This is a genomic window from Pseudarthrobacter sp. NPDC055928 (genome assembly GCF_042270935.1).
Lineage (GTDB): Bacteria > Actinomycetota > Actinomycetes > Actinomycetales > Micrococcaceae > Arthrobacter.
Genome location: NZ_JBHJZH010000003.1, coordinates 201,458 through 225,413, shown reverse-complemented (window position 1 = coordinate 225,413; position 23,956 = coordinate 201,458). Strand labels below are relative to the sequence as shown.

Annotated in this window: 24 protein-coding genes; 21 read left to right on the top strand and 3 right to left on the bottom strand. The window is 66.5% G+C overall.

The window, feature by feature from the left end; genetic code table 11:
• The first annotated feature begins 2 nt into the window (after window positions 1-2).
• Both ACFC25_RS06270 and ACFC25_RS06265 read left to right on the top strand, forming a co-directional pair.
• Window positions 3-854 (top strand): DUF6597 domain-containing transcriptional factor, encoded by an 852-nt coding sequence (locus tag ACFC25_RS06270; RefSeq protein WP_376044493.1) that lies wholly within the window; start codon window positions 3-5, stop codon window positions 852-854.
• Between the two features lie 118 nt (window positions 855-972).
• Entirely contained in the window at window positions 973-1,365 is a 393-nt protein-coding gene (locus ACFC25_RS06265; RefSeq protein ID WP_337345418.1) for a DUF1761 domain-containing protein, read from the top strand.
• A gap of 58 nt (window positions 1,366-1,423) precedes the next feature.
• On the opposite strand, the gene ACFC25_RS06260 is transcribed toward ACFC25_RS06265, so the two are convergent.
• Entirely contained in the window at window positions 1,424-2,023 is a 600-nt protein-coding gene (locus ACFC25_RS06260) for a hypothetical protein (protein ID WP_337345419.1), read from the bottom strand.
• A gap of 687 nt (window positions 2,024-2,710) precedes the next feature.
• Here ACFC25_RS06260 and ACFC25_RS06255 point away from each other — a divergent pair.
• Window positions 2,711-5,104 (top strand): phosphoketolase, encoded by a 2,394-nt coding sequence (locus ACFC25_RS06255; RefSeq protein ID WP_376044492.1) that lies wholly within the window; start codon window positions 2,711-2,713, stop codon window positions 5,102-5,104.
• Window positions 5,105-5,256: 152 nt separating this feature from the next.
• Here the strand turns inward: ACFC25_RS06255 and ACFC25_RS06250 are convergent, their stop codons facing one another.
• Both ACFC25_RS06250 and ACFC25_RS06245 read right to left on the bottom strand, forming a co-directional pair.
• Complete coding sequence (locus ACFC25_RS06250; protein ID WP_376044491.1) at window positions 5,257-6,582, bottom strand: carboxylesterase family protein; 1,326 nt, start codon at window positions 6,580-6,582, stop codon at window positions 5,257-5,259.
• A 121-nt stretch (window positions 6,583-6,703) separates the two neighbouring features.
• The gene (locus ACFC25_RS06245) at window positions 6,704-7,192 is read right to left on the bottom strand and encodes an inorganic diphosphatase (RefSeq protein ID WP_066287853.1); all 489 of its coding nucleotides are present in this window, start codon (window positions 7,190-7,192) and stop codon (window positions 6,704-6,706) included.
• 154 nt (window positions 7,193-7,346) lie between these two features.
• On the opposite strand from ACFC25_RS06245, the gene dacB reads away from it, so the two are divergent.
• The 18 genes from dacB (at window position 7,347) to ACFC25_RS06155 (ending at window position 23,950) form a co-directional block, all read left to right on the top strand.
• Window positions 7,347-8,840 (top strand): D-alanyl-D-alanine carboxypeptidase/D-alanyl-D-alanine-endopeptidase, encoded by a 1,494-nt coding sequence (gene dacB, locus ACFC25_RS06240; RefSeq protein WP_376044490.1) that lies wholly within the window; start codon window positions 7,347-7,349, stop codon window positions 8,838-8,840.
• Between the two features lie 199 nt (window positions 8,841-9,039).
• On the top strand, window positions 9,040-10,173 hold the full coding sequence (locus tag ACFC25_RS06235; RefSeq protein WP_337345423.1) for a zinc-dependent metalloprotease: 1,134 nt from the start codon (window positions 9,040-9,042) through the stop codon (window positions 10,171-10,173).
• A gap of 60 nt (window positions 10,174-10,233) precedes the next feature.
• Window positions 10,234-11,325 carry a tRNA lysidine(34) synthetase TilS gene (gene tilS / locus ACFC25_RS06230; protein ID WP_376044550.1) on the top strand — a complete coding sequence of 364 codons (1,092 nt, stop codon included), beginning with the start codon at window positions 10,234-10,236 and terminating at the stop codon, window positions 11,323-11,325.
• A gap of 30 nt (window positions 11,326-11,355) precedes the next feature.
• Window positions 11,356-11,907: a hypoxanthine phosphoribosyltransferase gene (gene hpt / locus ACFC25_RS06225; RefSeq protein WP_337345424.1), complete on the top strand. Its 552-nt coding sequence runs from the start codon at window positions 11,356-11,358 to the stop codon at window positions 11,905-11,907.
• Window positions 11,908-12,000: 93 nt separating this feature from the next.
• Entirely contained in the window at window positions 12,001-13,044 is a 1,044-nt protein-coding gene (locus ACFC25_RS06220) for a LacI family DNA-binding transcriptional regulator (protein WP_376044489.1), read from the top strand.
• Between the two features lie 146 nt (window positions 13,045-13,190).
• Entirely contained in the window at window positions 13,191-15,254 is a 2,064-nt protein-coding gene (gene ftsH / locus ACFC25_RS06215; protein WP_337345425.1) for an ATP-dependent zinc metalloprotease FtsH, read from the top strand.
• 10 nt (window positions 15,255-15,264) lie between these two features.
• Window positions 15,265-15,909, top strand: coding sequence for a GTP cyclohydrolase I FolE (gene folE / locus ACFC25_RS06210; protein ID WP_337345426.1), 645 nt, complete (start codon window positions 15,265-15,267; stop codon window positions 15,907-15,909).
• 10 nt (window positions 15,910-15,919) lie between these two features.
• Complete coding sequence (gene folP, locus ACFC25_RS06205; RefSeq protein WP_376044488.1) at window positions 15,920-16,840, top strand: dihydropteroate synthase; 921 nt, start codon at window positions 15,920-15,922, stop codon at window positions 16,838-16,840.
• 13 nt (window positions 16,841-16,853) lie between these two features.
• A complete protein-coding gene (gene folB, locus ACFC25_RS06200) occupies window positions 16,854-17,213 on the top strand; it encodes a dihydroneopterin aldolase (protein ID WP_337345428.1) in 360 nt (119 codons plus the stop codon).
• Complete coding sequence (folK, locus tag ACFC25_RS06195) at window positions 17,210-17,749, top strand: 2-amino-4-hydroxy-6-hydroxymethyldihydropteridine diphosphokinase (RefSeq protein ID WP_337345429.1); 540 nt, start codon at window positions 17,210-17,212, stop codon at window positions 17,747-17,749. Before folB ends, folK begins: the two co-directional genes overlap by 4 nt.
• Window positions 17,750-17,752: 3 nt before the next feature.
• Entirely contained in the window at window positions 17,753-18,295 is a 543-nt protein-coding gene (locus ACFC25_RS06190; RefSeq protein WP_376044487.1) for a DUF3180 domain-containing protein, read from the top strand.
• Window positions 18,276-18,788, top strand: a complete 513-nt coding sequence (locus ACFC25_RS06185) for a PH domain-containing protein (RefSeq protein WP_376044486.1) — start codon at window positions 18,276-18,278, stop codon at window positions 18,786-18,788. The genes ACFC25_RS06190 and ACFC25_RS06185 overlap by 20 nt, the downstream gene beginning before the upstream one ends.
• An 89-nt stretch (window positions 18,789-18,877) precedes the next feature.
• Window positions 18,878-20,434, top strand: a complete 1,557-nt coding sequence (locus ACFC25_RS06180) for a PH domain-containing protein (protein ID WP_376044549.1) — start codon at window positions 18,878-18,880, stop codon at window positions 20,432-20,434.
• A complete protein-coding gene (locus ACFC25_RS06175) occupies window positions 20,427-21,320 on the top strand; it encodes a Rossmann-like and DUF2520 domain-containing protein (protein ID WP_376044485.1) in 894 nt (297 codons plus the stop codon). The genes ACFC25_RS06180 and ACFC25_RS06175 overlap by 8 nt, the downstream gene beginning before the upstream one ends.
• A gap of 2 nt (window positions 21,321-21,322) precedes the next feature.
• A complete protein-coding gene (locus tag ACFC25_RS06170; protein ID WP_337345434.1) occupies window positions 21,323-22,267 on the top strand; it encodes a pantoate--beta-alanine ligase in 945 nt (314 codons plus the stop codon).
• A 339-nt stretch (window positions 22,268-22,606) separates the two neighbouring features.
• The gene (locus ACFC25_RS06165; protein ID WP_337345435.1) at window positions 22,607-22,828 is read left to right on the top strand and encodes a hypothetical protein; all 222 of its coding nucleotides are present in this window, start codon (window positions 22,607-22,609) and stop codon (window positions 22,826-22,828) included.
• An 11-nt stretch (window positions 22,829-22,839) separates the two neighbouring features.
• On the top strand, window positions 22,840-23,112 hold the full coding sequence (locus tag ACFC25_RS06160) for a hypothetical protein (protein ID WP_376044484.1): 273 nt from the start codon (window positions 22,840-22,842) through the stop codon (window positions 23,110-23,112).
• Between the two features lie 136 nt (window positions 23,113-23,248).
• Window positions 23,249-23,950 (top strand): GAF and ANTAR domain-containing protein, encoded by a 702-nt coding sequence (locus ACFC25_RS06155; protein WP_337350653.1) that lies wholly within the window; start codon window positions 23,249-23,251, stop codon window positions 23,948-23,950.
• Window positions 23,951-23,956: the final 6 nt, after the last annotated feature.

Sequence of the window (23,956 nt, the reverse complement as noted above, 5' to 3'; positions counted from 1 at the left end):
GTGTGCTCTACGAGGAGTGTCCCGCGCCCGCCCGGCTGCAGCCCTACGTCAGCCATTTCTGGTTTGTGCGCGGCACCCCGGAGGCGAAGTACGAAAAGATCCTGCCGGGTCCTTTGGCCCACCTGATTCTGAACCTGTCCTCGCCGTACCGTCTCATCGATCCGTTTGCGGTGGCTCCGGACAAGGGAGCCAGGGAAGTGGCCGTTGGCTTCTATTCAGGCGTCCAGTCCAGCTACCTCATCAGCGAGAACCCGACGCACCTGTTCAACATCGGCGCAGCCTTGCAGCCCTACGGCATCGCGGCACTCACCGACCTGCCGCCGTCGGAACTGCAGGGAAAAGTGCAGGACACGGACGGTTTCCTGCCCGGCTTCACTGCCCTTCGCGCACGGCTGATCGGCGCCGGTCCCGCCGCCGCGTTCGACGCCCTGGAAAACTTCCTCACATCCCGGTTTAGCGGTGGAGCGGACCCGCGGACCGTGGAAGCCGTGGCCCGGTTGGCCGAGGAGGACGTTCCCGTGGCAGAGCTGGCCCGCAACCTGGGGGTCAACCCGTCCACCCTGCAGCGGCTCATGCTCCGCGACTGCGGCATCACCCCCAAAAGCTACGCCGATGTGTGCCGTTTCTACCGCTTCGCCAACGCTGCCGCCCGGCTGCCCGTGGACGGCTCAAGCGGCAAGGAGCTGCTGGCACTGGCCGACTACTACGACCAGCCCCACCTGATCCGCACCTTTCGGCGCTTCAGCGGCTTCACGCCGTCGGAATACCTCCGCCTGATCCGGGAACACGGGCCGGAATACGCCACTTTTGTGCCGCTCCAGAGCGTCGGGGACAGCCCGACGGCGGCACGCTGAGCAGGTGCGGATTCGGCCTGCGCGCGGTGCGGCTTTTGTACAATACGCCGCTGGCTGGCGGGCATAGGCTCCAAGCCAAGGACGCCGCGGAAGTGCGTCCCGGGGAAGGATGAAGGCGATGGACCTGGACATCAACTGGGTGGGTGTACTGCTTGCGGCGCTGGCGACATTCGTTGTGGGCGGTCTGTGGTACTCGGTGCTTTTTGCGAAAGTGTGGCAACGCGAGGCCGGTGTGACGGATGAGCAGCTGAAGCACGGAACCATTCGGGTTTTTGTGGGCTCGTTCCTGCTCGCAGTGGTCATGGCAGGGGTGCTGGCTGCGTTTATTGGCGACGGCGGTGCGGGCTTCGGCACATTGGCCGGGCTCGCTGCAGGGGTGGCCTGGGTGGCGGCCGCCCTGGGCATCAACTACCTCTTCGAACGCCGCAGCTTCACGCTGTTTGCCATCAATGCGAGCTACAACATCGTGGCGTTCACGGCGATGGGGGCGATCATCGGCGCCCTGCAGTAGCGGCAGCAGCGCAGTGCAGTAACCTCAGCAGCGCCGGCGGGCGTGGACGGTGCGGCGCTCAGCGCACCTCGAGGATGAGCGCCAGCAACCTGGCCGCTGCCGGCCGGGCGGCGTGCTCCTCCACCCACTGCGAGCGGGCCACTGCCTTGCTTACGGCCTGGGTGGTGATGCCAAGTTCCTGGGCAACCGCCTTCTGCTGCCCGCGGACGCCGGGAGTCATCAGGTCCAAAACGCGCCACTCAGCCCCTGACCTGTCCCGCACAATGTGCCCCAGGAGGCGCAGCACGGCTTCGGCCTCGTGGGCCACGTCAGCCAGCGGTCCCTCCACGGCCACCGGGACCCGGTCCTTGCCGTTCCGCAGCCGGTCCACGGCACGGCGTGCGTAAACCAGGCCATGGCCGGACGCGTCCTTGATGAGGTTTGGCAGCGGTTCGTTCACCGGACCCACGCCCAGCCCCACGTACCAGGAACCGGAGCGCAGGGCGATCAGCGCGGCCTCCACTGCCTGGTGCGGACAGTCCACGATGCCCTGGACTTCGTCTTCGACCGAGCGGTCGAAGTCCAGGCGCGCAGGGATATGCCGCAGGTCCTTGAGCAACTGCGGCACCCGGTCACCATCGCGCCGGCTGTCCGTTTGATTGATGGTCAGCGTGAACATTCTGGGTACACCCTACCCGGTGGTACGGATCAGGGAAGTGCCTTAATTCAGGCCTGGTCGAGCCTGGTGGCAGAGCTGATCTGAATGGGCGCAAGCGCCTGCAGCCCGGCAGATCCCGGGGGCCGGAGGCCGGATTCGGCCATGGCCTGCTGCATCGCGGTAACCAGCCGGTCCGGGGTCCGTTCCGTGCTGAAAGTAAAGAAGCCCGGCGAGGGCGCAATCCAACTCCCACAAGGGCAGGCAGCCACTTCCACGCTATATGCCAGGACAGTTCGGTGTGCCGCAGCCGCCCCAGCCTGGCCGCATAGAGCCGTTCAGCGCGGCGTACCAGCCAGGTTCTCTGGGTGTCACCCACGCTCTGCCAACCGGAGGACTCGACCACCGGCTGGCCGTTCCCCAGCGTCTTCGTCCGTTTGCGTGCATTCTGGACGAGCGCAGGATCGCCGTAGGCTTCCGTTCCTGCCGCTCCTTGGGTTCCCGCCATGGTCATCCCCCTCTGCCTGCGTCGAATCAACGCTTACGAACCTACCTGCTGCGCGGAGCGAGCCGCGATGGGGAGGACGGCCCATCACGGTGGTGGACGCGTTTGCTGAGCGTGAACCAGCTACAACGGTTGCGAGTGCGGCGGTCATCTGTTCGGATGGGAGCAACGGCCGCAGCGGCGGCAGGTGCGAGCTAAGGATGGCTATGACCGGCAACGTGGCGCAGGACGAACTCGAACTCGTGGACCGCTGGTGGCGGGCCGCGAACTACCTATCGGTGGGCCAGATCTATCTGCGCTCCAACCCGCTGCTCCGGAAACCGCTCGCCGCGGAGGACACAAAATCCCGGCTGCTGGGCCACTGGGGCACCACCCCGGGGCTGAACTTCGTGTACGCGCACCTGAACCGGCTGATCCGACGTGACGCCCAGGAGATGCTGTTTGTGGCCGGGCCTGGCCATGGCGGCCCGGCGGTGGTGGCCAACGCCTGGTTGGAGGGCACCTACTCCGAGATCTATGGGCATGTGGGCAATGACGAAACCGGCATGGCTGAGCTGTTCCGGCAGTTTTCCTATCCCGGCGGCATCCCCAGCCATGCGGCACCGGAGACCCCCGGCTCCATCAGCGAGGGCGGAGAACTGGGGTACGCGCTGGCGCACGCCTACGGGTCGGTGTTCGACAATCCCCAACTGGTCACCGCCGTCGTGATTGGGGACGGCGAGGCGGAGACCGGACCGCTGGCGGCGAGCTGGCATTCGCACAATTTCCTGGACCCCGCCACGGACGGCGCCGTGCTGCCCATCCTGCACCTGAACGGCTACAAGATCGCCAACCCCACCATCCTTGCCCGGATGCCGGAGGGCCAGTTGGAACAGCTGCTGCGGGGCTATGGCCATGAGCCGCATTTCGTGACCGTCACCGATGCGGACAACACCGCCCAGGCGCACCGGGATTTTGCGGCGGCGCTTGAGGAGTGCCTGGCCGAAATCGGGGCCATCCAGGACTCCCGCCGCGGCACTGCGGAAGGCGCTGCCACCGATGGGGACGGGGCAGCGCCGCGCTGGCCCATGATCGTGCTGCGCTCGCCGAAGGGCTGGACCGGACCGAAGATTGTGGACGGCCAGCAGGTGGAGGGCACGTGGCGGAGCCACCAGGTCCCGCTCGCCGAAGTCCGCACGAATCCTGAGCACCTCCAGCAACTCGAGGAATGGCTGCAGTCCTACCGACCGGACGAATTGTTCGACGGCGATGGCCGGCTCCGTCCTGATATCGCAGAGGCTGCTCCCACCGGCGATTTCAGGATGAGCGCCACCCCGCACGCCAACGGCGGGCTGCTGCGCCGTGCGTTGGAGCTGCCCTCGTACGGGGCCCACGCAGTAGAGGTGCCGGAGCCAGGTACGGAGCGGATCAGCCCCATGATCACGCTGGGTTCGTGGATGCGGGACGTGATCTCGCTCAACATGGAGAATTTCCGCCTTTTTGGCCCGGATGAGACAGCATCCAACCGGCTCCAGAACGTCTATGAGGTCACCGACAAGGTGTGGCAATACCGGATTGACGACGCCGACGAGCACCTTGCGCGCTCCGGCCGGGTGCTTGAGGTGCTCAGCGAGCACCTGTGCCAGGGCTGGCTGGAGGGCTACCTCCTGAGCGGACGGCATGGCGTGTTCAGCTGCTATGAGGCTTTCATCCACATTGTCGACTCGATGTTCAACCAGCACGCCAAGTGGCTGAAGGTGCACCGCAAGCTCCCGTGGCGCCAACCAGTGGCTTCGCTGAATTACCTGCTGTCCTCGCATGTCTGGCAGCAGGACCACAACGGGTTCTCGCACCAGGATCCGGGCTTCATAGACCACGCGGTGAACAAGAAGGCCGAGGTCATCCGGGTCTACCTGCCGCCGGATGTGAACACGCTGCTCTCAGTCATGGAACACTGCCTGGCATCAACGGATTATGTGAACATCGTGGTCAGCGGCAAGCAGCCCTCGCCCACGTGGCTGGGGCCGGCCGACGCTGCGAACCACTGCCAGAGGGGGCTGGGCATCTGGGGTTTTGCAGGTTCCGAGGTATCCGGCGAGGAGCCCGACGTCGTCCTGGCCTGTGCCGGCGACGTGCCCACTGTCGAGACAGTCGCGGCTGCGGAGCTGTTGAAGCGCGGCGTTCCGGGGCTAAAGGTCCGCGTGGTCAACGTGGTGGACCTGATGCGGCTCCAAGATGCGAGTGAGCACCCGCACGGCCTCCCGGCGTCGGACTTTGACGGAATCTTTACCCCGGACAAACCTGTCATTTTCGCCTACCACGGCTATCCGGCGCTGATCCATCGGCTGACGTACCGGCGGACCAACCAGGAGGGCCTGCACGTGCGCGGCTACAAGGAAGAGGGGACTACCACCACGCCGTTCGACATGGCCATGCTCAACGGCATCGACCGGTTCCAGCTGGCCATCGACGCCATCGACCGTGTACCGGGCCTGGCGGAGAAGCATTCGCTGGTCCGCCAGAGCCTCCAGGACCGGCGGATGCAAGCGCGCGAACACACCCGCATACACGGCGAGGACCCGGAGGACCTCCGCAACTGGACCCTGGGCGGCAGCAGCTAAATGTCGACGAGGCCGGCGAGCTCGACGGACGGCACATGGATCCAGCCTTCGGTCAGTGCTGCCGCGGCATGGGTTCCTGGCGGCACGACGGCCTGCTTCTGGATGACGGCCCGGGCGGGCGTCGAAATTCAGGTGTCCCCTACCCCACGGAGCTAAACGGACCGGTACTGAAGGGCCCCGGGGATGCCGCCTGTTTCGCCGAGGCTGTCACCCCGGGCAAAAGCGGCCCACAGGCTCCGCAACTCCCGGCCCACGGCATTGATCTCATCCCATGTTGCTCCCGTGAGGAGTCCGGCGGCGGCCCAGGTCTGCTGATTGCCGAACAACAGCGGCAGGTCGACGGTATGCGCGGCGCGATAGTAGTTCCCGGGGGCGCCCCAGGAGATGACGTAGCTGTGGGCCTTGCCGCCGGCGTGTGCATGGCGCCGGGCAAACTTCCGGGCTGCTCGGCCGTACACCGCCTCCGTCACGGCCCAGTTGATGGCTTTGACGGCGGCGTTTCCGATGCCGGGGACTTTGCCCAGCCGGCTGACCAGGGGGCTCCGGGGAAGGAAAAGCCGTGCCTCGTCGGCTGTATGCCCGATCAGCACCTCGATGTCCGGAGCCGTCACATTCCAGGCGGCCTCGATGTCGGCCTCCGGCGGAAGGGGAGCGTGCCCGTACTGCGTACCGAACGGCATGGCCGCCATGAGCCCGTACTTTCGGGCCACCTGGGACACGCGGTCCTCGACGGCCACCACTTCCATGGCAGGAGTGTCTTCCGTGACTGCCTCCGCAGCGATGCCCATGGCGTGGCTCATCTTGTGCCGGCCGCGGGTGATGCCAAGGGGAGCACTTTGGATGATGGCCCGCTGGAACAGCGACGGCGCTTCGGGCGTCGCCATGAGGTGGGCCACGGAGTCGCCACCGGCTGACTGGCCGAACGCGGTAACACGTCCTGGATCGCCGCCGAAGGCAGCAATATTGCGCTGCACCCAGCGGAACGCTTCCAGTTGGTCGAGCAGGCCGAGGTTGGCGGGCCGTCCGGTGCCGGTGGCCAAGTAGCCGAACAGGCCCAAGCGGTAGGTTACCGAGACAACAATCACCCGGTTTTCAGCCACCAGTGATGTGGCGTCGAAGATTGCCAGGTCACCGGAACCGGAAGTGTAGGAACCGCCGTGCAGCCACACCATGACCGGGACCCGCTCATCCTCGGCCAAGCCGGCAGGCACGGTGATGGACAGGCGCTGGCAGTCCTCGCTGCCGGGAAGCTCGCCGTAGTGGGTGCCGAGGATGTCATCCAGGAACGGGACTGGCCCCTGCGGGCAAGCGGGCGCGAGGGTAGTGGCGGCGAAGTCAGTGGCCCAGTCCGGTATGGCCGCCGGAGGTTGAAAGCGGGCCGCTGTGGCGTAGGGGATCCCCGTAGCGCGCAGCACGTCACCGTCCCGCCAACCGCTGACCGGACCGCACGGAGGATTAAACGAAGGCTCGGAACTCACAGGGCTACGATTCCACAGATTTACTTTTGGAGGGGCAACAGAAAATCCCCGCCTCCCGGACATTTCCCCCTCGCATGACGCGGGGATTTGTCCGGGAGGCGGGGATTTTGCGGCGGGGCGCTTAGTGCGCGGCCGGCACGTAACGCTTGATGGAAGCTTCCAGCTCGGCCTCGGCGGCGGCGCGGTCGCCCCAGCCTTCGGCCTTGACCCACTTGCCGGGCTCCAGGTCCTTGTAGCGGGTAAAGAAGTGCTCGATTTCCTTGATCAGGAACTCGCTGACGTCGCTGACTTCCTGGATGTGGTCAAAGCGGGCGTCAACCGGGACGCACAGGACCTTGGCGTCTCCGCCGCCGTCGTCGGTCATGTTGAAGACGCCGATGGGGCGGGACTCAACAATGACGCCGGGGAGCAGGTCAAAGTCCTGCAGGAGCACCAGTGCATCCAGCGGATCGCCGTCTTCGCCCAGGGTGTTTTCGAAGAAACCGTAGTGCGTGGGGTACTGCATGGAGGTGAAGAGGACGCGGTCCAGGCGGACGCGGCCGGTCTCGTGGTCAACTTCGTACTTGACGCGGGACCCCTTGGGGATCTCGATGGTGACGTCGTGCTTCATGGAATGCTCCTCGGCAATTGCAGGGGGTTCGCGGCACAGTAGACGCTCAGCAAAATGGAGTGTCGGTGCCGCCGACTACTATTGAGGATATAGCGAGAGGCCCAGGTTTCAGGAACTTGCGGGGAAATTTCAGGACTTGAGGACCAGCACCAACATGAAGGAAACATCGGGGCCCGCAGGGTTCGGGGCGCCGTTCACGGATGCGTTGCGGCGCACCCTCCACCGCGGAGTGAAGGCCTGGCCCACGGCGCTGCTCCTGGTTTTGATCCTTATCCTGGCGCTCCCCGCCGGCTGGCTGCTTGCCCCCGCCTTCACGGGTCCGGCTTCGGTCCAGGCGCCCGAAACGCCAGCCTGGCAGCAGGCTCCCACGTCACTTTCCACCCGGCAGGGCCTGTCCCCGTTGACGGATTCCGCGCCGGTACCGGTACCAGCAGCCGTCACGGCCCAGTTGGAACCGGTGTTAAAGCCCGACGGCGGCGGTACTTTCACCGGGATGGTCCAGGATGCGCTCACCGGCCAGGTCCTCTTTGACCGCGGCGGTTCGGAGAACCGAATTCCCGCGTCCAATATGAAGCTGTTGACCGCGGTCGCAGCCCTGCGGGTCCTGGGGCCGGACGAGCGGTTCAGCACCAGAGTGGTCGCCGGTCCCACGCCCAGCCAAGTGGTGCTGGCCGGCGGCGGCGACGTCCTCCTGGGAACGGGGAAGTCCGCGCCGGAGCAGGTAATGGGCCATGCCGGGCTTGCCACGCTGGCCGAAGCTACCGTAGCTGCCCTGCAGGAGAACGGCGCAACCGGGGAGCTGACGGTCCTGGTGGACGACTCCCTGTTCAGCGGCCCGTCCCTGAATCCGGCCTGGGCGTCCGGCGACGTTGAGGCCGGCGAAGTGGCCCCGCTGTACCCCCTGGCATTGAATTCCGCGCGGTTCGATCCCGCCGTCATCACCGGACCGCGCCCGCAGGATTCCGCGATCACCGCAGGGGAGGCGTTCGCCGAGCAGCTCAAGGCGGCAGGTGCTGCCGCGGGACTGACGGTGGCGGCTGGCGTCGGGCGTTCCAGCGCGCCGGAGGACAGTGACCCAACCGTCCTGGCCGAGGTCCAGTCCGCCACCGTGGGGGAGCAGGTCGACCTGATGTTGCAGACCTCGGACAACTACCTCGCGGAGGTCCTGGGCAGAATGGCGGCCGCCGCCCAGGGGCAACCGGCCAGCAACGACGCCGCCACCGCCACAGTCCGTGCCCAGCTCACCGAACTTGGGATCCCCACCGATGCCATGCGGCTCGCGGACGTGTCCGGGCTGGCGCTGGACAACCAGGTCTCGGCCCGCCAGTTCTCCGAAGTGGTGCGGGCCATCACCTCCGGAACGGACCTCAGGCTGCGGGCCGCGCTGGCCGGATTCCCGGTGGCCGGCCTGACCGGAACGCTGGACACGCGTTACGGGGACAGCTCCACCGCAGGCGGTGCCGGGCTGGTGCGGGCCAAAACCGGGACGCTGAATTCGGTGATCGCCCTCAGCGGTTACGTGGTGGACGCCGACGGCCGGCTGCTGGTGTTCTCGTTTATCGGCAACGGGCTCACCCCCGGGGCGGGCGGGAACAAGGAAGCCCTCGACAGGGCCGCCACGGCGCTCGCGGCCTGCGGCTGCCGCTAGGAACGTTCGCCAGGGAATCACAGAATCCGCGTGTCGGCGGCGGGAAAGTCTTAGCGGCCCTCGCCCGCATTGGCGGTGCGGCCCAGCACCGTTCATGAAGGCGGGGACCGGTCTGGCGGGCTCCGGCGGCGCCTGCCGGGGGTTCGCCGGTCAGCGAACTTAAGGACGTTCCGCGGTCTGCTGTGTTCTGATGGGAACTATGGAGTCCACCGCACGTGATTCGTCCGCACCGGCGTCGTCCAGCCCGGCCCAGGCCCTGATCAACTGGGACCTCGCCGCGTCCACAGCTGCACGGCTGACACCGGCGGGACCCATACTGTCATCGGCGGAAATCGGTGACGCCGTGGACAGCCTGCGGCGGCTGGCGGACGCCTCAGTGCACCATGTGCACCACATCACCGGGCTGGAAGCGGCGCGGGATCTGCGGGACTCGTCGGTGCTCATAGTGGACCGGGCATCCTGGGCCAAGGCCAACACCCAAAGCTTCGCGGTGATGCTGAAGCCGGCCATGGAGAAAATGCTGGAAAGCCGCCGCGGAACGGTCAGCCCGGCTGCGGCCAGCGTCAGCGGTGCCATCACGGGCAGCCAGCTGGGCGCCGTCCTGGCTTTCCTCTCCAGCAAGGTCCTGGGCCAGTACGATCCCTTCGCGGCCCTGGCCGAAGGCTCCAATGCACCGGCGGGCGGCAGGCTGCTCCTGGTGGCCCCCAATATCGTTTCCGTCGAGCGTGAACTCAACGTCACGCCGGAGGACTTCCGGCTCTGGGTCTGCCTGCACGAACAGACGCACCGCGTGCAGTTCGCCGCCGCGCCTTGGCTGCGCCACCACATGCTTTCCGAGATCGACAACCTCAGCGGGCACCTGCTGGGCAACGTTGACTCCCTCTTGGAGCGTGCCTCCGCCGCGGCGCGCTCCCTCAAGGACCGGACAGCCACGGGCAACACTCCCGGCCGCGGTGCCATCCTGGACCTCCTGCAGAACCCCGAAGAGAAGGCTTCCCTTTCCCACCTCACGGCCGTGATGAGCCTGCTGGAAGGCCACGCCAACGTGGTGATGGACGCCGTTGACGCCAGCATCGTGCCGTCGGTGAAGACCATCCGGCAGCGCTTCAACGATCGCGGCAAGGACCGTGGCGTGATCGAAAAGTTCATCCGCAGCCTGCTGGGCCTGGACGCTAAGATGCGCCAGTACTCGGACGGCGCCAAGTTCGTCCGTGCCGTGGTGGATGTTGCCGGGATGCAGGGTTTCAACCGGGTCTGGGAATCGGCAGAAAACCTTCCTACTGAACCTGAAATCCACGACGCCAAGATCTGGCTTGACCGGATGGGCCTCTAATTGCCTGAAGCGCCTCACGCCCGCTCCGGGTTTCACAGCGGACGACGGCGGCCCGGCAGGCTGGCGCCCGTCGTCGGCACTGCGCGCAAGGCGCTCCAGAACGCGCTGGCGGACGCCGGCTTTCCGGCGCACGTAGTGGTGGCCTGCAGCGGCGGGCCCGACTCCCTGGCGCTTGCCGCCGTCGCAGCCTACTTCGCCCGCCGCGGCCACGTGGACGGGCACCCGGTGACGGTGGGCGCCGTGGTGGTGGATCACCAGCTGCAGCCAGGCTCCGCTGACGTGGCCGTCCGGACCGCGCACACGCTCAAGGAGTTGGGCCTGGCCCCCGTGGAGGTGCGGACCGTTATTGTCGCGCCCAGAGGCATGGGACCGGAGGCTGCCGCCCGTGATGCCCGCCATGCCGCCCTTGAGGCTGCAGCCGCGGAACAGGGAGCCGGGGCAATCCTCCTGGGCCACACCCTGGATGACCAGGCCGAACAGGTTCTCCTGGGGTTGGCCCGCGGTTCGGGGACCAGGTCCCTGGCCGGGATGAGGCCTGCCAGGGGGATGCTGCTGCGGCCGTTCCTGGGACTTCGCCGTGCGGACACCCTGGAGATCTGCCACGCCGAGGAACTCGAACCCTGGCATGACCCCAGTAACGCGGACCCGGCGTTCGCTCGCTCCCGGACCCGCGTAGAAGTGCTGCCGCTGCTCGAAGAGAAGCTCGGGCCCGGCGTCGCAGAATCCTTGGCCAGGACGGCGTCCATCCTCCAGTTGGACGCCGACTACCTCGAGGACGTGGCGGAGCGCACGTTTGCGGCCTTGGCGGAACGCTCCGGAGCCGAAGTGAGCCTTCCGGAGGAGGCCTTGGGGGAACTTGCGCCGGCCATCAGGTTCCGGGTCATCGCGAAGGCGGCTGCCGACGTCGGGGGCCAGCAGCCCAGCTACCAGAGGCTCCTCGCGGCGGAAGCGCTGCTGCGAAGGCAGGGATCGGCCGGCCCGGTTGAGCTACCCGGAGGAGTGAGTGTCTACCGGTTGTCGCTGGCCCAGCTGCAGGCAGCAAACCGGCCCGCCAGGGACGCCGCCCAGCCCGATGGCAGCAGTCCCGTTCCCCGGGAAGCCCCCCGCTGTGGGAAGCTAGTATTCCGGCCTCAAAAACCGCCCCAAAATTAGTCGCACCCCGCATCTACACAGGAGCCATTGGTGGATTCAAACGACGTCCAGGCAGACCTCAAGCACGTTCTCTACACCAAGGAACAGATCCAGCAGCGGATCTCCGAACTCGCTGCCGAGATCGACAAGGACTACGAAGGCCGTGAAATCCTCATTGTTGGCGTGCTCAAGGGTGCGGTGATGGTCATGGCAGACCTCGCCCGCGCGCTGCACAGCCACATCTCCATGGACTGGATGGCTGTTTCCTCCTACGGCTCCGGCACCCAGTCCTCCGGGGTTGTCCGCATCCTCAAGGACCTGGACACGGACCTCATGGGCAAGGACGTCCTGATCGTCGAGGACATCATCGACTCCGGCCTGACGCTGTCTTGGCTCAAGACCAACCTGGAGTCCCGCGGCACTGCTTCGGTGGAAATCTGCACCGCCTTCCGTAAGCCCACTGCCGCCAAGGTGGAGATCGACGTTAAATACGTCGGATACGACATCCCCAACGAGTTTGTTGTGGGCTACGGCCTGGACTACGCAGAAAAGTACCGCAACCTGGACTTCGTGGGCACTTTGGCGCCGCACGTCTACGAGTAACCCGCGCTTCCCTGCCGCGCACCTGTTGTAAGGGCGGTCTCTTTCGGGAGGCCGCCTTTTGCACACCCGGACAACCAGCATGTGGAAGAGAAGTTGAACAACAAGAACATTGGCATCAAGGACGTAGCAGTCGCCGCCGGAGTGTCCGCCACCACGGTCTCGCACGTCCTCAACGATGTCCCGTACGCGCGGATAAGCGCCGAGACCCGGGAAAAGGTGAAGGCCGCGGCGGTGCAGCTCGGCTACGGCCCCAACCGCCTGGCCCAGGCGCTGCGCACGCAGCGCACCGGCTTGCTGGGGCTGGTCAGCGAGGATATCGCAACTACGCCCCATGCGGGCAGGATCATTCTGGGCGCAGATGACGCCGCACGTGCCCGCGGCTACAACCTCATGATCATCAACACGTCCGCGTCGGCCAGCCATGAATCCAGGAAGTCAGACGTTGATGCCCTGCTGGAGCGTCGGGTGGACGGCATTTTGTACGCCACCATGTACCACCGCATCCTGGATGTGCCCGGCAATCTCGCAAACGTCCCGGCGGTACTGGTGGACGCCGTCAGCAGCGGGGCAACCATCGCCGCCGTTGTCCCCGACGAAGAAGCCGGAGCCAGGACGGCGGTCACCACCCTGCTGGCCGCCGGGCACACCCGCATCGGCTTCCTCAACAACACCGACGACGTTCCGTCCACTCACGGCCGCCTCCGGGGGTTCCGGAAGGCCCTGTCCGAGGCAGGGCTCGACGGCGGTGCCGCGCCGGTGCACACCGGACCGTCCGAAGTGCAGGGCGGCTATGAGGCGGCACGCAGGATGCTGCAGCTCAGCGATCCCCCCACGGGCATCTTCTGCTACAACGACCGGATGGCCATGGGCGCCTACCGGGCCGCGGCCGAGCTGGGACGTGCCATCCCCGCTGACCTGTCCATTGTGGGCTTCGATGACCAGGAACTCATCGCCGGCAACCTGCATCCAGGCCTCACTACGCTGGCCCTGCCGCACTACGAAATGGGTGCCTGGGCCACAGGAACGCTGATTGACGCCATTGAGGGCAAAGGCGACCTCGCCGGGCTGGCGCTGGATCCGACGGTCCTGGACTGCCCGCTGGTCACCCGCGGATCCGTCGCGCCGCCCCGGTCCTGACCGCTACGCCCACAGGGAACTTTTGTGCCATACCGTGCGTGATTTACTCCGAACGGTGTATAGCTAGAAGCTGACGCAGCACCACACGCGCGCAGACCACTCGCCGTGCAGCACTACCAGGAGGGACGGGGCGAATCCCCGAACAGATGAAAGCTAAGAGTTTCTTCAAGGGCCCGGGCATCTGGATCGTTGTTGTTATCGGCATGCTCCTTGTGGCCTTTGCAACGCTGGCTCCCGGCGGTGCCGCCCGGATCGACACGAACAAGGGCCTGGAGCTGCTGTCTGAAAACCAGGTTGAGCAGGCGAAGATCTTCGACGGCGAAAACCGCGTGGACCTGGTGCTCAAGGAAAACCTGCAGCTCAACGGCCAGGACAAGGGCAAGAGCGTCCAGTTCTTCTTCGTTGATGCCCGTGCGGTGGACGTGGTCAAGGCCGTCACCGATGCCAAACCTGCCAGCGGCTACACGGACCAGCCAATCGAGAGCAACTGGTTCTCCGGACTGCTCTCGCTCCTGATCCCGGTCATCCTCCTCGGTGCCTTGTTCTGGTTCCTGATGACCCGCATGCAGGGCGGCGGTTCCAAGATCATGCAGTTCGGCAAGTCCAAGGCCAAGATGGTCAACAAGGACATGCCGCAAGTGACTTTTGTTGACGTTGCCGGTGCGGACGAGGCCGTTGAGGAGCTCCAGGAAATCAAGGAGTTCCTGCAGGAGCCGGCAAAGTTCCAGGCGGTGGGGGCCAAGATCCCCAAGGGCGTGCTGCTCTACGGCGCTCCCGGAACCGGCAAAACCCTCCTGGCCCGGGCCGTTGCGGGCGAAGCCGGCGTGCCTTTCTTCTCCATCTCCGGCTCGGACTTCGTTGAGATGTTCGTCGGTGTGGGCGCGTCCCGCGTCCGCGACCTCTTCGAGCAGGCCAAGGCCAACTCTCCCGCCATTATCTTCGTTGACGAAATCGACGCAGTGGGCCGCCACCGTGGCGCCGGCATCGGCGGCGGCAATGACGAACGCGAGCAGACCCTCAACCAGCTGCTGGTTGAAATGGACGGCTTCGACGTAAAGACCAACGTCATCCTGATCGCCGCCACCAACCGTCCCGATGTCCTGGACCCGGCACTGTTGCGTCCCGGCCGTTTTGACCGCCAGATTTCTGTGGACGCCCCGGACCTGATCGGACGCGACCAAATCCTGCAGGTGCACGCCAAGGGAAAGCCGATGGCCCCGGGTGTTGACCTCAAGGCTGTGGCCAAGAAAACCCCGGGCTACACCGGTGCAGACCTCGCCAACGTACTCAATGAAGCGGCGCTCCTCACGGCACGTTCCAACGCCAACCTCATCGATGACCGCGCCTTGGACGAGGCCATCGACCGCGTCATGGCAGGCCCGCAGAAGCGCAGCCGCGTTATGAAGGAACACGAACGCAAGATCACCGCGTACCACGAGGGCGGACACGCCCTGGTGGCAGCGGCGCTGCGGAACTCGGCCCCGGTCACCAAGATCACCATCCTGCCCCGTGGCCGCGCCCTGGGCTACACGATGGTGGTTCCGGATAACGACAAATACTCCGTCACCCGCAACGAGCTCTTGGACCAGATGGCCTACGCCATGGGTGGCCGCGTGGCTGAGGAGATCGTGTTCCATGACCCCTCTACTGGGGCATCGAATGACATCGAGAAGGCCACGGCGACGGCCCGCAAGATGGTCACCGAGTACGGCATGAGCGAACGCGTGGGTGCCGTCCGCCTCGGCCAGGGCGGCGGCGAGCCGTTCCTTGGCCGCGACGCCGGGCACGAGCGCAACTATTCCGACCAGATCGCCTACGTGGTGGATGAGGAAGTGCGCCGCCTCATCGACCAGGCGCACGACGAGGCTTACGCCATCCTCACCGAGAACCGCGACGTCCTGGACCAGTTGGCACTGGAACTCCTGGAACGCGAAACCCTCAACCAGTCCGAGATCGCCGATATCTTCGCCGACATCCGCAAGCGTGACTTCCGCGAAGTCTGGTTGTCCAAGGAGACCCGCCCGGTCCAGCAGGCGGGCCCAGTGGAATCCCGCCAGGAGAAGGCTGAGCGCGAAGCCCAAGAGGAAGCAAAGCAGGCCCGCCTCGAGGAGCCGCTGGACGCGCAGCCCCCGCACCCGCAGGGTGTCCCGGAGGACGCAGCGTTCCAGGGCGGCGTCCCCGACTCGGGGCCTGACGGCGTCCACGGCTAAGCTTTCTTCTGTGAACCACTTCGACGACGACGACATCCACTCCTCCGCCGGACACCCGGCGGAGGACGGCCACCACCACAAAAAGCATGAGAAAGTGGACCGGCCGCGGATCGAAGCTGCTGTCCGCGAAATCCTGCTGGCTATCGGCGAGGACCCGGACCGCGGCGGCCTGCAGGACACCCCGAAGCGCGTGGCCAAGGCCTACGCCGAGGTGTTCGCCGGGCTGCACCACGATCCGGCGGACATCCTGTCCACCAAGTTCGACCTCGACCACGAAGAATTGGTCCTGGTCAAGGACATCCCGTTCTATTCCACGTGCGAGCACCACCTGGTCCCGTTCCACGGGGTGGCGCACGTGGGCTACATTCCCTCGCACGATGGCAAAGTGACCGGGCTCAGCAAGCTGGCACGGCTTGTGGACATGTACGCCCGTCGCCCGCAGGTGCAGGAGCGACTCACCACCCAGATCGTTGAAGCAATGGTCAGCCACCTCAAACCCCGCGGCGCGATCGTCGTGGTTGAATGCGAGCACATGTGCATGTCCATGCGCGGTGTCCGCAAGCCCGGAGCGAAAACCGTCACCAGTGCGGTACGCGGGCAGCTCCATGACCCGGCCACCCGCGCCGAAGCCATGAGCCTCATCCTCGGAAGGTAAGTATCAGACCATGGACTCACTAGCTGCAGCCCCGGGAACCGGGCCCGCAACATCTCCGCTGCCCATCCTGCGCAAACCGCGTCCGGCCGCGAAGTTCTCCGACCTGCCCACCGACCGCACCCTGGTCATGGGCATCCTCAACGTCACCCCGGACTCCTTCAGCGATGGCGGCAAGCATCCGACGGCGGACACCGCCATCGCCGCCGGCCTCCGGATGTTCTACGCAGGGGCTGACATCATCGACGTCGGCGGTGAGTCGACCCGTCCCGGCGCCGAGGACGTCAGCCCGGAAGAGGAACAGCGGCGGGTGATCCCCGTGATCGAGGCCCTGGTCAAGGCAGGCGCGCTGGTCAGCATAGACACCACCCATGCCTCTACGGCAGCTGCTGCGGTGGAAGCCGGCGCAGCCATCATCAACGACGTTTCCGGCCTCACCCTGGAGCCGGAAATGGCCGAGCTCGTGGCAGCGTCCAAGGTGCCCTACGTGCTGACGCACCGCCGCGGCGACGCCCGCACCATGAATTCGCTGGCCGAGTACAAGGACGTTGCCGGGGAAGTGGTGGCAGAACTCGCCGGGGTACGGGACAAGCTCTACGCAGCCGGGGTCGGGCAGGACCAGATCATTGTGGACCCGGGCCTGGGCTTCGCCAAGAACGACGCCCAGAACTGGGAGCTCCTGCAAAACCTGGACCAACTGGAGAGCTTGGGGCACAAAATCCTGATAGGTGCCTCCCGGAAGCGATTCCTGGGCACCCTGCTCACGGTGGCAGGAAAGTCCGCCGCCCCGGAGGAGCGGGACGCCGCCACCGCGGCCATCACTGCCATCAGCGCGTTCCGCGGGGCCTGGGCGGTCCGCGTGCACGACGTCGGCCCCAGCCTTGACGCCGTCAAGGTTGCCTCACGCTTGGCTTCCGCCCGCACAACACACTAGGGCCGGGGGACCCATGGACAGGATTACGCTGAGCGGTGTCACCGCCGTCGGCCATCATGGCGTGTTCGATTTCGAACGCCGCGACGGCCAGCCCTTTGTGGTGGACGCCGTGCTGCACCTGGACTTTTCCGGTGCGGCCGCCTCGGATGATGTCCGGGACACCGCGCACTACGGCGAGGTGGCGGAGCGCATCACAGGCTGGATCACGGGCGAACCCGTGAACCTGATCGAGGCCCTGGCTGTGCGGATTGCCGAGGACCTGCTTAGCGAATACCGGCTCCACGCCGTGGAGATCACCGTCCACAAACCCAAGGCGCCCATCGAAGTCCCCTTCGGCGACGTGTCCGTCAGCGTGTACCGGGAGCGGACATGACCACCGGCTATACCAAGGCGGTGCTTGCGCTCGGCAGCAACCTGGGCGAACGGAACGACACCCTTTCCGAAGCAGTAGCTGACCTCGTGGATCCGCCGGAGGTCCGCCTGCTGGCCGTCTCTCCGGTGGTGCAGACGAAGGCGGTAGGTGGTCCTGCCGGCCAGCCGGACTTCCTGAACATGGTCATCACCGTGGAAACCACCCTGTCCCCGGCCAAGCTCCTGGAGCACTGCCAGTCCGTGGAGAACAAGCACCACCGTGTCCGCGAGGTGCGCTGGGGGCCGCGAACGCTCGACGTCGATATCATCACCTATGGCGACTTCACCAGCGAGGACCCGGACTTGACCCTGCCTCATCCCCGCGCTGCGGAACGCGCCTTCGTGCTTTATCCGTGGTCCCTGATCGAACCGGCCGCCATGCTGAACGGTGAACGCATCAGCGCGCTGGCCGTCCGCGCCTCCGACTTTGACGACCTTGCCCCGTTTGACGGCTTCGGCGACTTCGACGGCGTCCCCACTGCCGGGGCGGTTGAATAGGCCATGAAACCGATCAACCCCCTCCGCCTGCTGCTGATCGGCCTGATCCTGGCCGTCGCCGGCTGGGCTGCCACCGTCCTGACCAACCGGTACAGCATGGCCACGCCAGTCCTGCCCGTTACGGCCCTGGCCACCATGGGCGTGATCGTGGCCATCACCCTTATCCTTGGCATCCGGATCCTGCGGTGGCGCAACAGCAACCGGGACAGTACCAAAAAGAAGACTGTTCTTGACCCCATCCTGGCCGCCCGGACCCTGGTCCTGGCCCAGGCCTGCGCCTATGCCGGCACGGTACTCCTGGGCTGGCACGTCGGCATTTTCCTGGACCAGCTGAGGGTCTGGAGCCTGCGCAGTGACCAAGGCATTACCTGGGTGGCGCTTGCCCAGGCCGGTGGCGGCCTCGTGATGATTGTGGTGGGACTCTTAGTGGAGCGCTTTTGCAAGATTCCGCCGGAGGACACTGAAACGCCGGGCGAGGGCCAGCGTGGCCGGAGCCCGCGCGGCGAAGCCGCTGGGGAAGGCGAATATGCGTACCGAGGCGATTGATCCGCCGGGCATCACCTGGCAACGGGTGTCGCCCAAATACGTCACAGTCCGGCTGGTGGAGTGGGCCCTCGGGAACCTCATCACGGTGCTTGTGCTGTGCCTGCCGCTGGTCTTTGTGACCCTCGGGTGGTGGGTCTGGCCCCCGTTGTGGCTGGCGATCCTCGTGCCCGCTGCGGCCGTGGTCATGGCCGTCTGGCGGCTGGTGCTGATCCCGCGACAGGTACGTGCCATCGGTTACGCCGAGCGGGACGAGGACCTCCTGATCCGGGGCGGCATCTTCTTCCAGCGCACCATGGTGGTCCCGTACGGGCGGATGCAGTACGTGGACATCGGGGTGGGCCCAGTGGAGCGCGGGCTTGGATTGTGCACGTTGAAGCTGCATACGGCCTCGCCGGGAACCAACGCACTGATCCCCGGGCTGCCGGCCGCGGAAGGCGCGCGCCTGCGCGAGCAGCTTTCGGCCCGCGGCGAAGCCAGGCTGGCTGGGCTGTGACCGCTGACGGCCCCGTCCCGGAGCCGGGTTCCACGCCACTTCCGCGTAAAGCCGACGCCGCGCCTGCGCCTGCCGCACCTACGGCTGCAATGACTGCGCCCGCCGCGTCCGCACCGGAAACGCACGACGGCGAGTGGCTGCGCGTGCATCCGGCGTCGCCGTTTGTGCGCGGCTGGGTGGCCTTGGCCGCCATCGGCTTTTTCTTCGGCCGCGACTTCTTTGAGCGGATGCTGCAAGGCAGGCCCCTCTTGGAAGAGGGGTTCGCCGGCCGGATTCCCTGGCTGCTGGCCGGCGGCGGGACCGTACTGCTGATCGCCGTCCTTGGCTTCATCCTGACCTGGTACTTCACCAGGTACCAGGTTGCCGGCGGCTACGTCCGGGTCAATACCGGTTTCCTTTTCCGGCAGCAGCGGCAGGCCCGGCTGGACCGCGTCCAGGCCATTGACATCGTGCAGCCGCTGCTGGCCAGGATCTTTGGCCTGGCTGAACTCAAGTTCGAAGTCGCCGACGCCGGTGAGTCGGCTGTGCGCCTCGCCTACCTCCGGATGGACGACGCCCGCCAGCTCCGTGCCACTATCCTCGCCCGGGCCGCCGGCGTGGTCCAGGACCCGGAACGGCCCGAGGAAGCCCCGCCCGAGGCGCCGGAATTCCCCGTGCTGTCCGTGCCGCCGTCGCGCCTGGTCGGTTCGCTGCTGCTCAGCGAGCAGAGCTTCTTCGTGGTGCTGGGCGGCGTCGCGTCAGTGGTCCTCTCCGCGGTGACCGACAATCGCGGGTTCTACCTGTACCTGATTCCCGCCGCCCTGGGCCTCGCCGCGACCTACTGGAGTTCCTTCAACAAGGGCTACAACTTCACTGCCGCTATTTCCCCGGACGGCATCCGGCTGCGGTATGGACTACTGGACACCCAGGCCCAGACGCTCCCGCCCGGGAGGATCCAGGCGCTCAGGGTAGCCCAGCCGCCGTTCTGGCGTATTTTCGGCTGGTACCGCATCCAAGTCAACGTGGCCGGATATGGTGCTGCGGGAAGCAACGGCGAAACGGCGTCGCGCACCACCCTGCTGCCCGTGGGAAAGCTGGCCGACGTGATGAGCATGCTGTCCCTGGTGCTCCCGGACCCCGGAACCCCGGAACCGGGGAGTGTTTTCACCGCCGGGCTCACGGGACTGGATTCCGACGGCGGCTTTGTCACCACGCCGCGGCGCGCCCGGTTCCTGGCCCCGCTGGGGTGGCGCCGCAACGGCTACACCGCCACAGCAACCGCCCTCCTGATCCGCTCCGGCCGCTGGTGGCGGCAGCTAGTGGTAGTGCCGCACCAGCGCACCCAATCCATGGCCCTGCACCAAGGCCCGCTGGCCAGGCGGTTCGGTGTGGCCGACCTCGTTCTGCACACCACCGCCGGTCCGGTCTCGCCCCGCCTGATCCAAGCCGGGGTCGAGGAAGCCAGGACCCTCTTCGACGAACAGTCGACCCGTGCCAGGCTGGCCCGCAAACGCCAGACGAGTGAACAGTGGCTGGCCCAGGTGGCGCCGGCAACTCCCGCCGTTGAGCCCGGAACCGCGGCGATTCAGCCCGATCCAAGCCAGCCGGTTGAGTCCGCGCCGACCCCTGACACCCCCAAACGACAGGAAGGCCAGCAACATGGCTAAGCCGGGGCGCCTCGGCGTCGGAATCATTGGCGCCGGCAAGGTGGGTGCCGTGCTCGGTGCTGCGCTCCGCTCGGCCGAGCACGCCGTCGTGGGGGTGTCCGCGGTGTCTGACGCGAGCCTGGAACGTGCGGAAGCGCTTCTTCCCGGAGTGCCCATCCTGGAGATCCAGGACATCGTGGAGCGTGCCGAACTGGTACTCCTCGCCGTACCGGATGACGCCTTGGCCGGACTGGTGGACGGACTGGCCAAGCTGGGCGCCTGGCAGCCCGGGCAGCTGGTGGCCCACACGTCGGGCCGGTTTGGCGTGGGCGTCCTGCATCCGGTGCGCGCGGCCGGGTCCATCCCGCTGGCGCTGCACCCGGCCATGACCTTTACCGGCATGAGCCTGGACCTCACCCGGCTCCTGGACTGCACCTTTGGCGTCACCGCGGACGCGGCGATGCTGCCCATCGCGCAGGCCCTGGTGGTGGAAATGGGTGCCGAGCCCGTGGCCATCGCCGAAGGGGACAGGACCCTGTACCACGCTGCCCTCGCCCACGGATCCAACCACATGGTCACCCTGGTGGCACAGGCATCCCAGTTGCTCCGTGACGTGGGCGTGGATTCGCCCGAAAGGATGCTCGGGCCCCTGCTGCGGGCCACACTGGAGAACGCGTTGGCCTCCGGTGAGGCTGCGCTGACCGGGCCGGTGGCCCGGGGCGATATCGGAACAGTGGCCGCCCACGCCGAGGCCCTGCGGGAGTACGACGCCGGCGCCCACGGCGATGTGTTGGAGGCATACCTGGCCATGGCCCGCTCCACCGCACGCCGCGCCGAGAGCCGCGGGCTGCTGAAGGCGGACCAGCTGGACGGGCTGCGCCAGGCCCTCGAACCCAAGGAAGACTGAAGATGCCCATCAAACTGGTGACGACGGCGGCCGATCTGCGGTCCGAGAGCGCCCGGCTCCTGGTGAACAAGTCCGGCGCCTCGCAGGGGCTGGTGCCTACGATGGGCGCCCTGCACGAGGGGCACGCGCAGTTGGCGCGCACCGCCGTCGAAGAGAACGACGTCGTGGTGGCGTCCATCTTTGTAAACCCACTGCAGTTCGGCGACGCCGTTGACCTGGACCGGTACCCGCGCACGCTGGATGCAGACCTCGCCCTGTTGGAGTCCGAAGGCGTGGACCTGGCGTTCGCGCCGTCCGTGCAGGAGGTGTACCCCGGCGGCGAGCCATTGGTCCGGGTGACCGCCGGCCCGCTGGGGGAGAAGTGGGAAGGCGCCTCCCGGCCCGGACATTTCGACGGCGCCCTCACCGTGGTGGCCAAGCTGCTGCATTACGGCATTCCCGGAACCGGGCTGCCGCCGTCGGGCGCGTTTGCAACCTCAGGTGCGCCTTCTGCCGGCATCCCGGGACTGCCTGCCTACCGCGCCTACTTCGGCCAGAAGGATGCCCAGCAGTTGGCCTTGGTCCGGCGCATGGTGGCCGACCTGAATTTCCCCGTGGACATCGTGGGAGTGCCCACCGTCCGTTCTGCCGACGGCCTGGCCCTCTCCAGCCGCAACCGCTTCCTGTCCGACGAACAGCGGGACGCCGCCCTGGTGCTGTCCCGGGCGCTGCGGCTCCTCGAGCAGCGGGCCAACCTCCACGAGCCATTGGACCTCGAGTCCGCCCAGGCACTGGTAGCGTCCCAGCCGCTGGTTGAACTCGACTATTTCGAGGTGGTGGACCAAGGCACGCTGGAACCGCTGGCCGAGAACTGCCGCGAGACCCCGTTCCGTGGCGACGCCCTGGCGATCATCGCGGCCAAGGTGGGCCCCGTGAGGCTGATCGATAATCTGCCGCTCAGCTCCTGAAGCCTGCTGAACCCTCCTGAACCTTCCTGAACCTTCCGGCCTGGTTCCGGGGTCCGGGCGAAGCCGGTAGGGGGCCCCGGTCCCTGTTGGTTGGCCTGCCGGTCCGCTATGCTCGAATTGTTGCCCCAGACCCTGGCATGGCCTTACTCGGCGTCCACCAGGAGGAGCAGTCATCAACGCGGGCAATCCCCACATCACTTCCCGTCTTACCCTTGGCCTTTGTGCTGCCCGGTGGCCGTATGCCCGGCGCAGCCGCGTACGGGCGTGCGCCGTGCACGCCTGTACCCCCCACCAACGCCTGTGGCCGACGTGCCACACCAGACCAGGAGCAAGTTTCCGATGATTAGCACAATAGAGGACGGCCTGTCCTATGTCGTCAAAGTGACTGACGCGTCCGTCCTGGACGAGTATTTGAATTCCGCTGTGGACCTGGCACGCCAACATGCTGCCAAGAGGGGGATCTGCGGCATCATGGTGACCCGTCACGCGCCCGACACCTTCACGGTAGCGGTGAGCGAGGCCGTGCCTTTTGGCGAGACCCGCGAGCAGATCGACCCCTAAGGGAGGCGCTGATGTATGACGGTCATGCGATGTTGGCACTTGCCCCGGAAACTACAGCACCTGCGCAGTTCCCCGGCATGCCCCGGGCCACGCCGATCGGGGTGCAGGCGCTCGAGATCATCGCCTCCATCCTTGAGGACGAATCGCCCGGGCTGGCAGAGATCAAACTGCACCTCCGCAAATGTGTTGCCGCCTTCCCGGGTGCACCCGAACGGGCGTTGCTCGCCCATCTGATGGATACTTCCCAGCGCGTGAATGCGGAAGGTGGCGAAGAGACGCCCTGATTTCGGCCCGTGATGATCATGCGCGGTGGCGGTGAGTATCCTTAGGTGACGACTCCGCCATGCCGGTTCGGCCAGCAGCCGGCGTGAGAGTGGGATGAACAACCCAGCGGGATGGACCAGGGATCAGAGGCTCAGCATGGATGTTGCACCCGGGCTGGTCGCGGGTGGAGAAGACCTGTGCGGCCCCTATCTGCAGAAATTGCCCGTCACGGGAGCTGCAGTGTCCCTGTTTGGCGGCGCCACAGCCGAAACGCTCGTGTGCGCCAGTGACGCCCTCGCCGCCCAGCTGGATGAACTGCAGTTCAGCCTGGGCGAAGGGCCGCGCTGGAGGGCTGTCCGGACCCGCCTGCCCGTGCTGATCCCGGATGTGCAGGCGGTTGCGCACGCTGACTGGCCAATGTTCCACGAGGCCGTTGCCAGGACCCGGGCCGCCGCCTTGTTTGTTTTCCCACTGACGGTTGGTGCGGTGGACCTGGGCGTGGTTGAGCTCTACCACTCAGAACCCGGAGCCCTCAGCAGGTCCGAGCAGGCGACTGCGGCCGTTCTTGCAGGGCAGACCTCCTGGTACCTCCTTCGAACGATCCTCACCATCAGTTCGCCTGATACCGATCCCGCCTTGGAGCCGGCCCTCATGTCACGCCGTGAGATCCACCAAGCCACTGGAATGGTGCTCGCCCAGTCCGGTGCCACTGCAGCGGATTCCTTGCTGCTGCTGCGTGCCTACGCCTTTGCCCACGACCTCACGCTCCGCCAGACGGCCGACGCCGTCCTCGAAGGCCGCCTGAGTTTCACGTCCGACGGCGGTGTCAGCGGTCCCGGCAGCCCGCCGCTGACGTAAAATAGC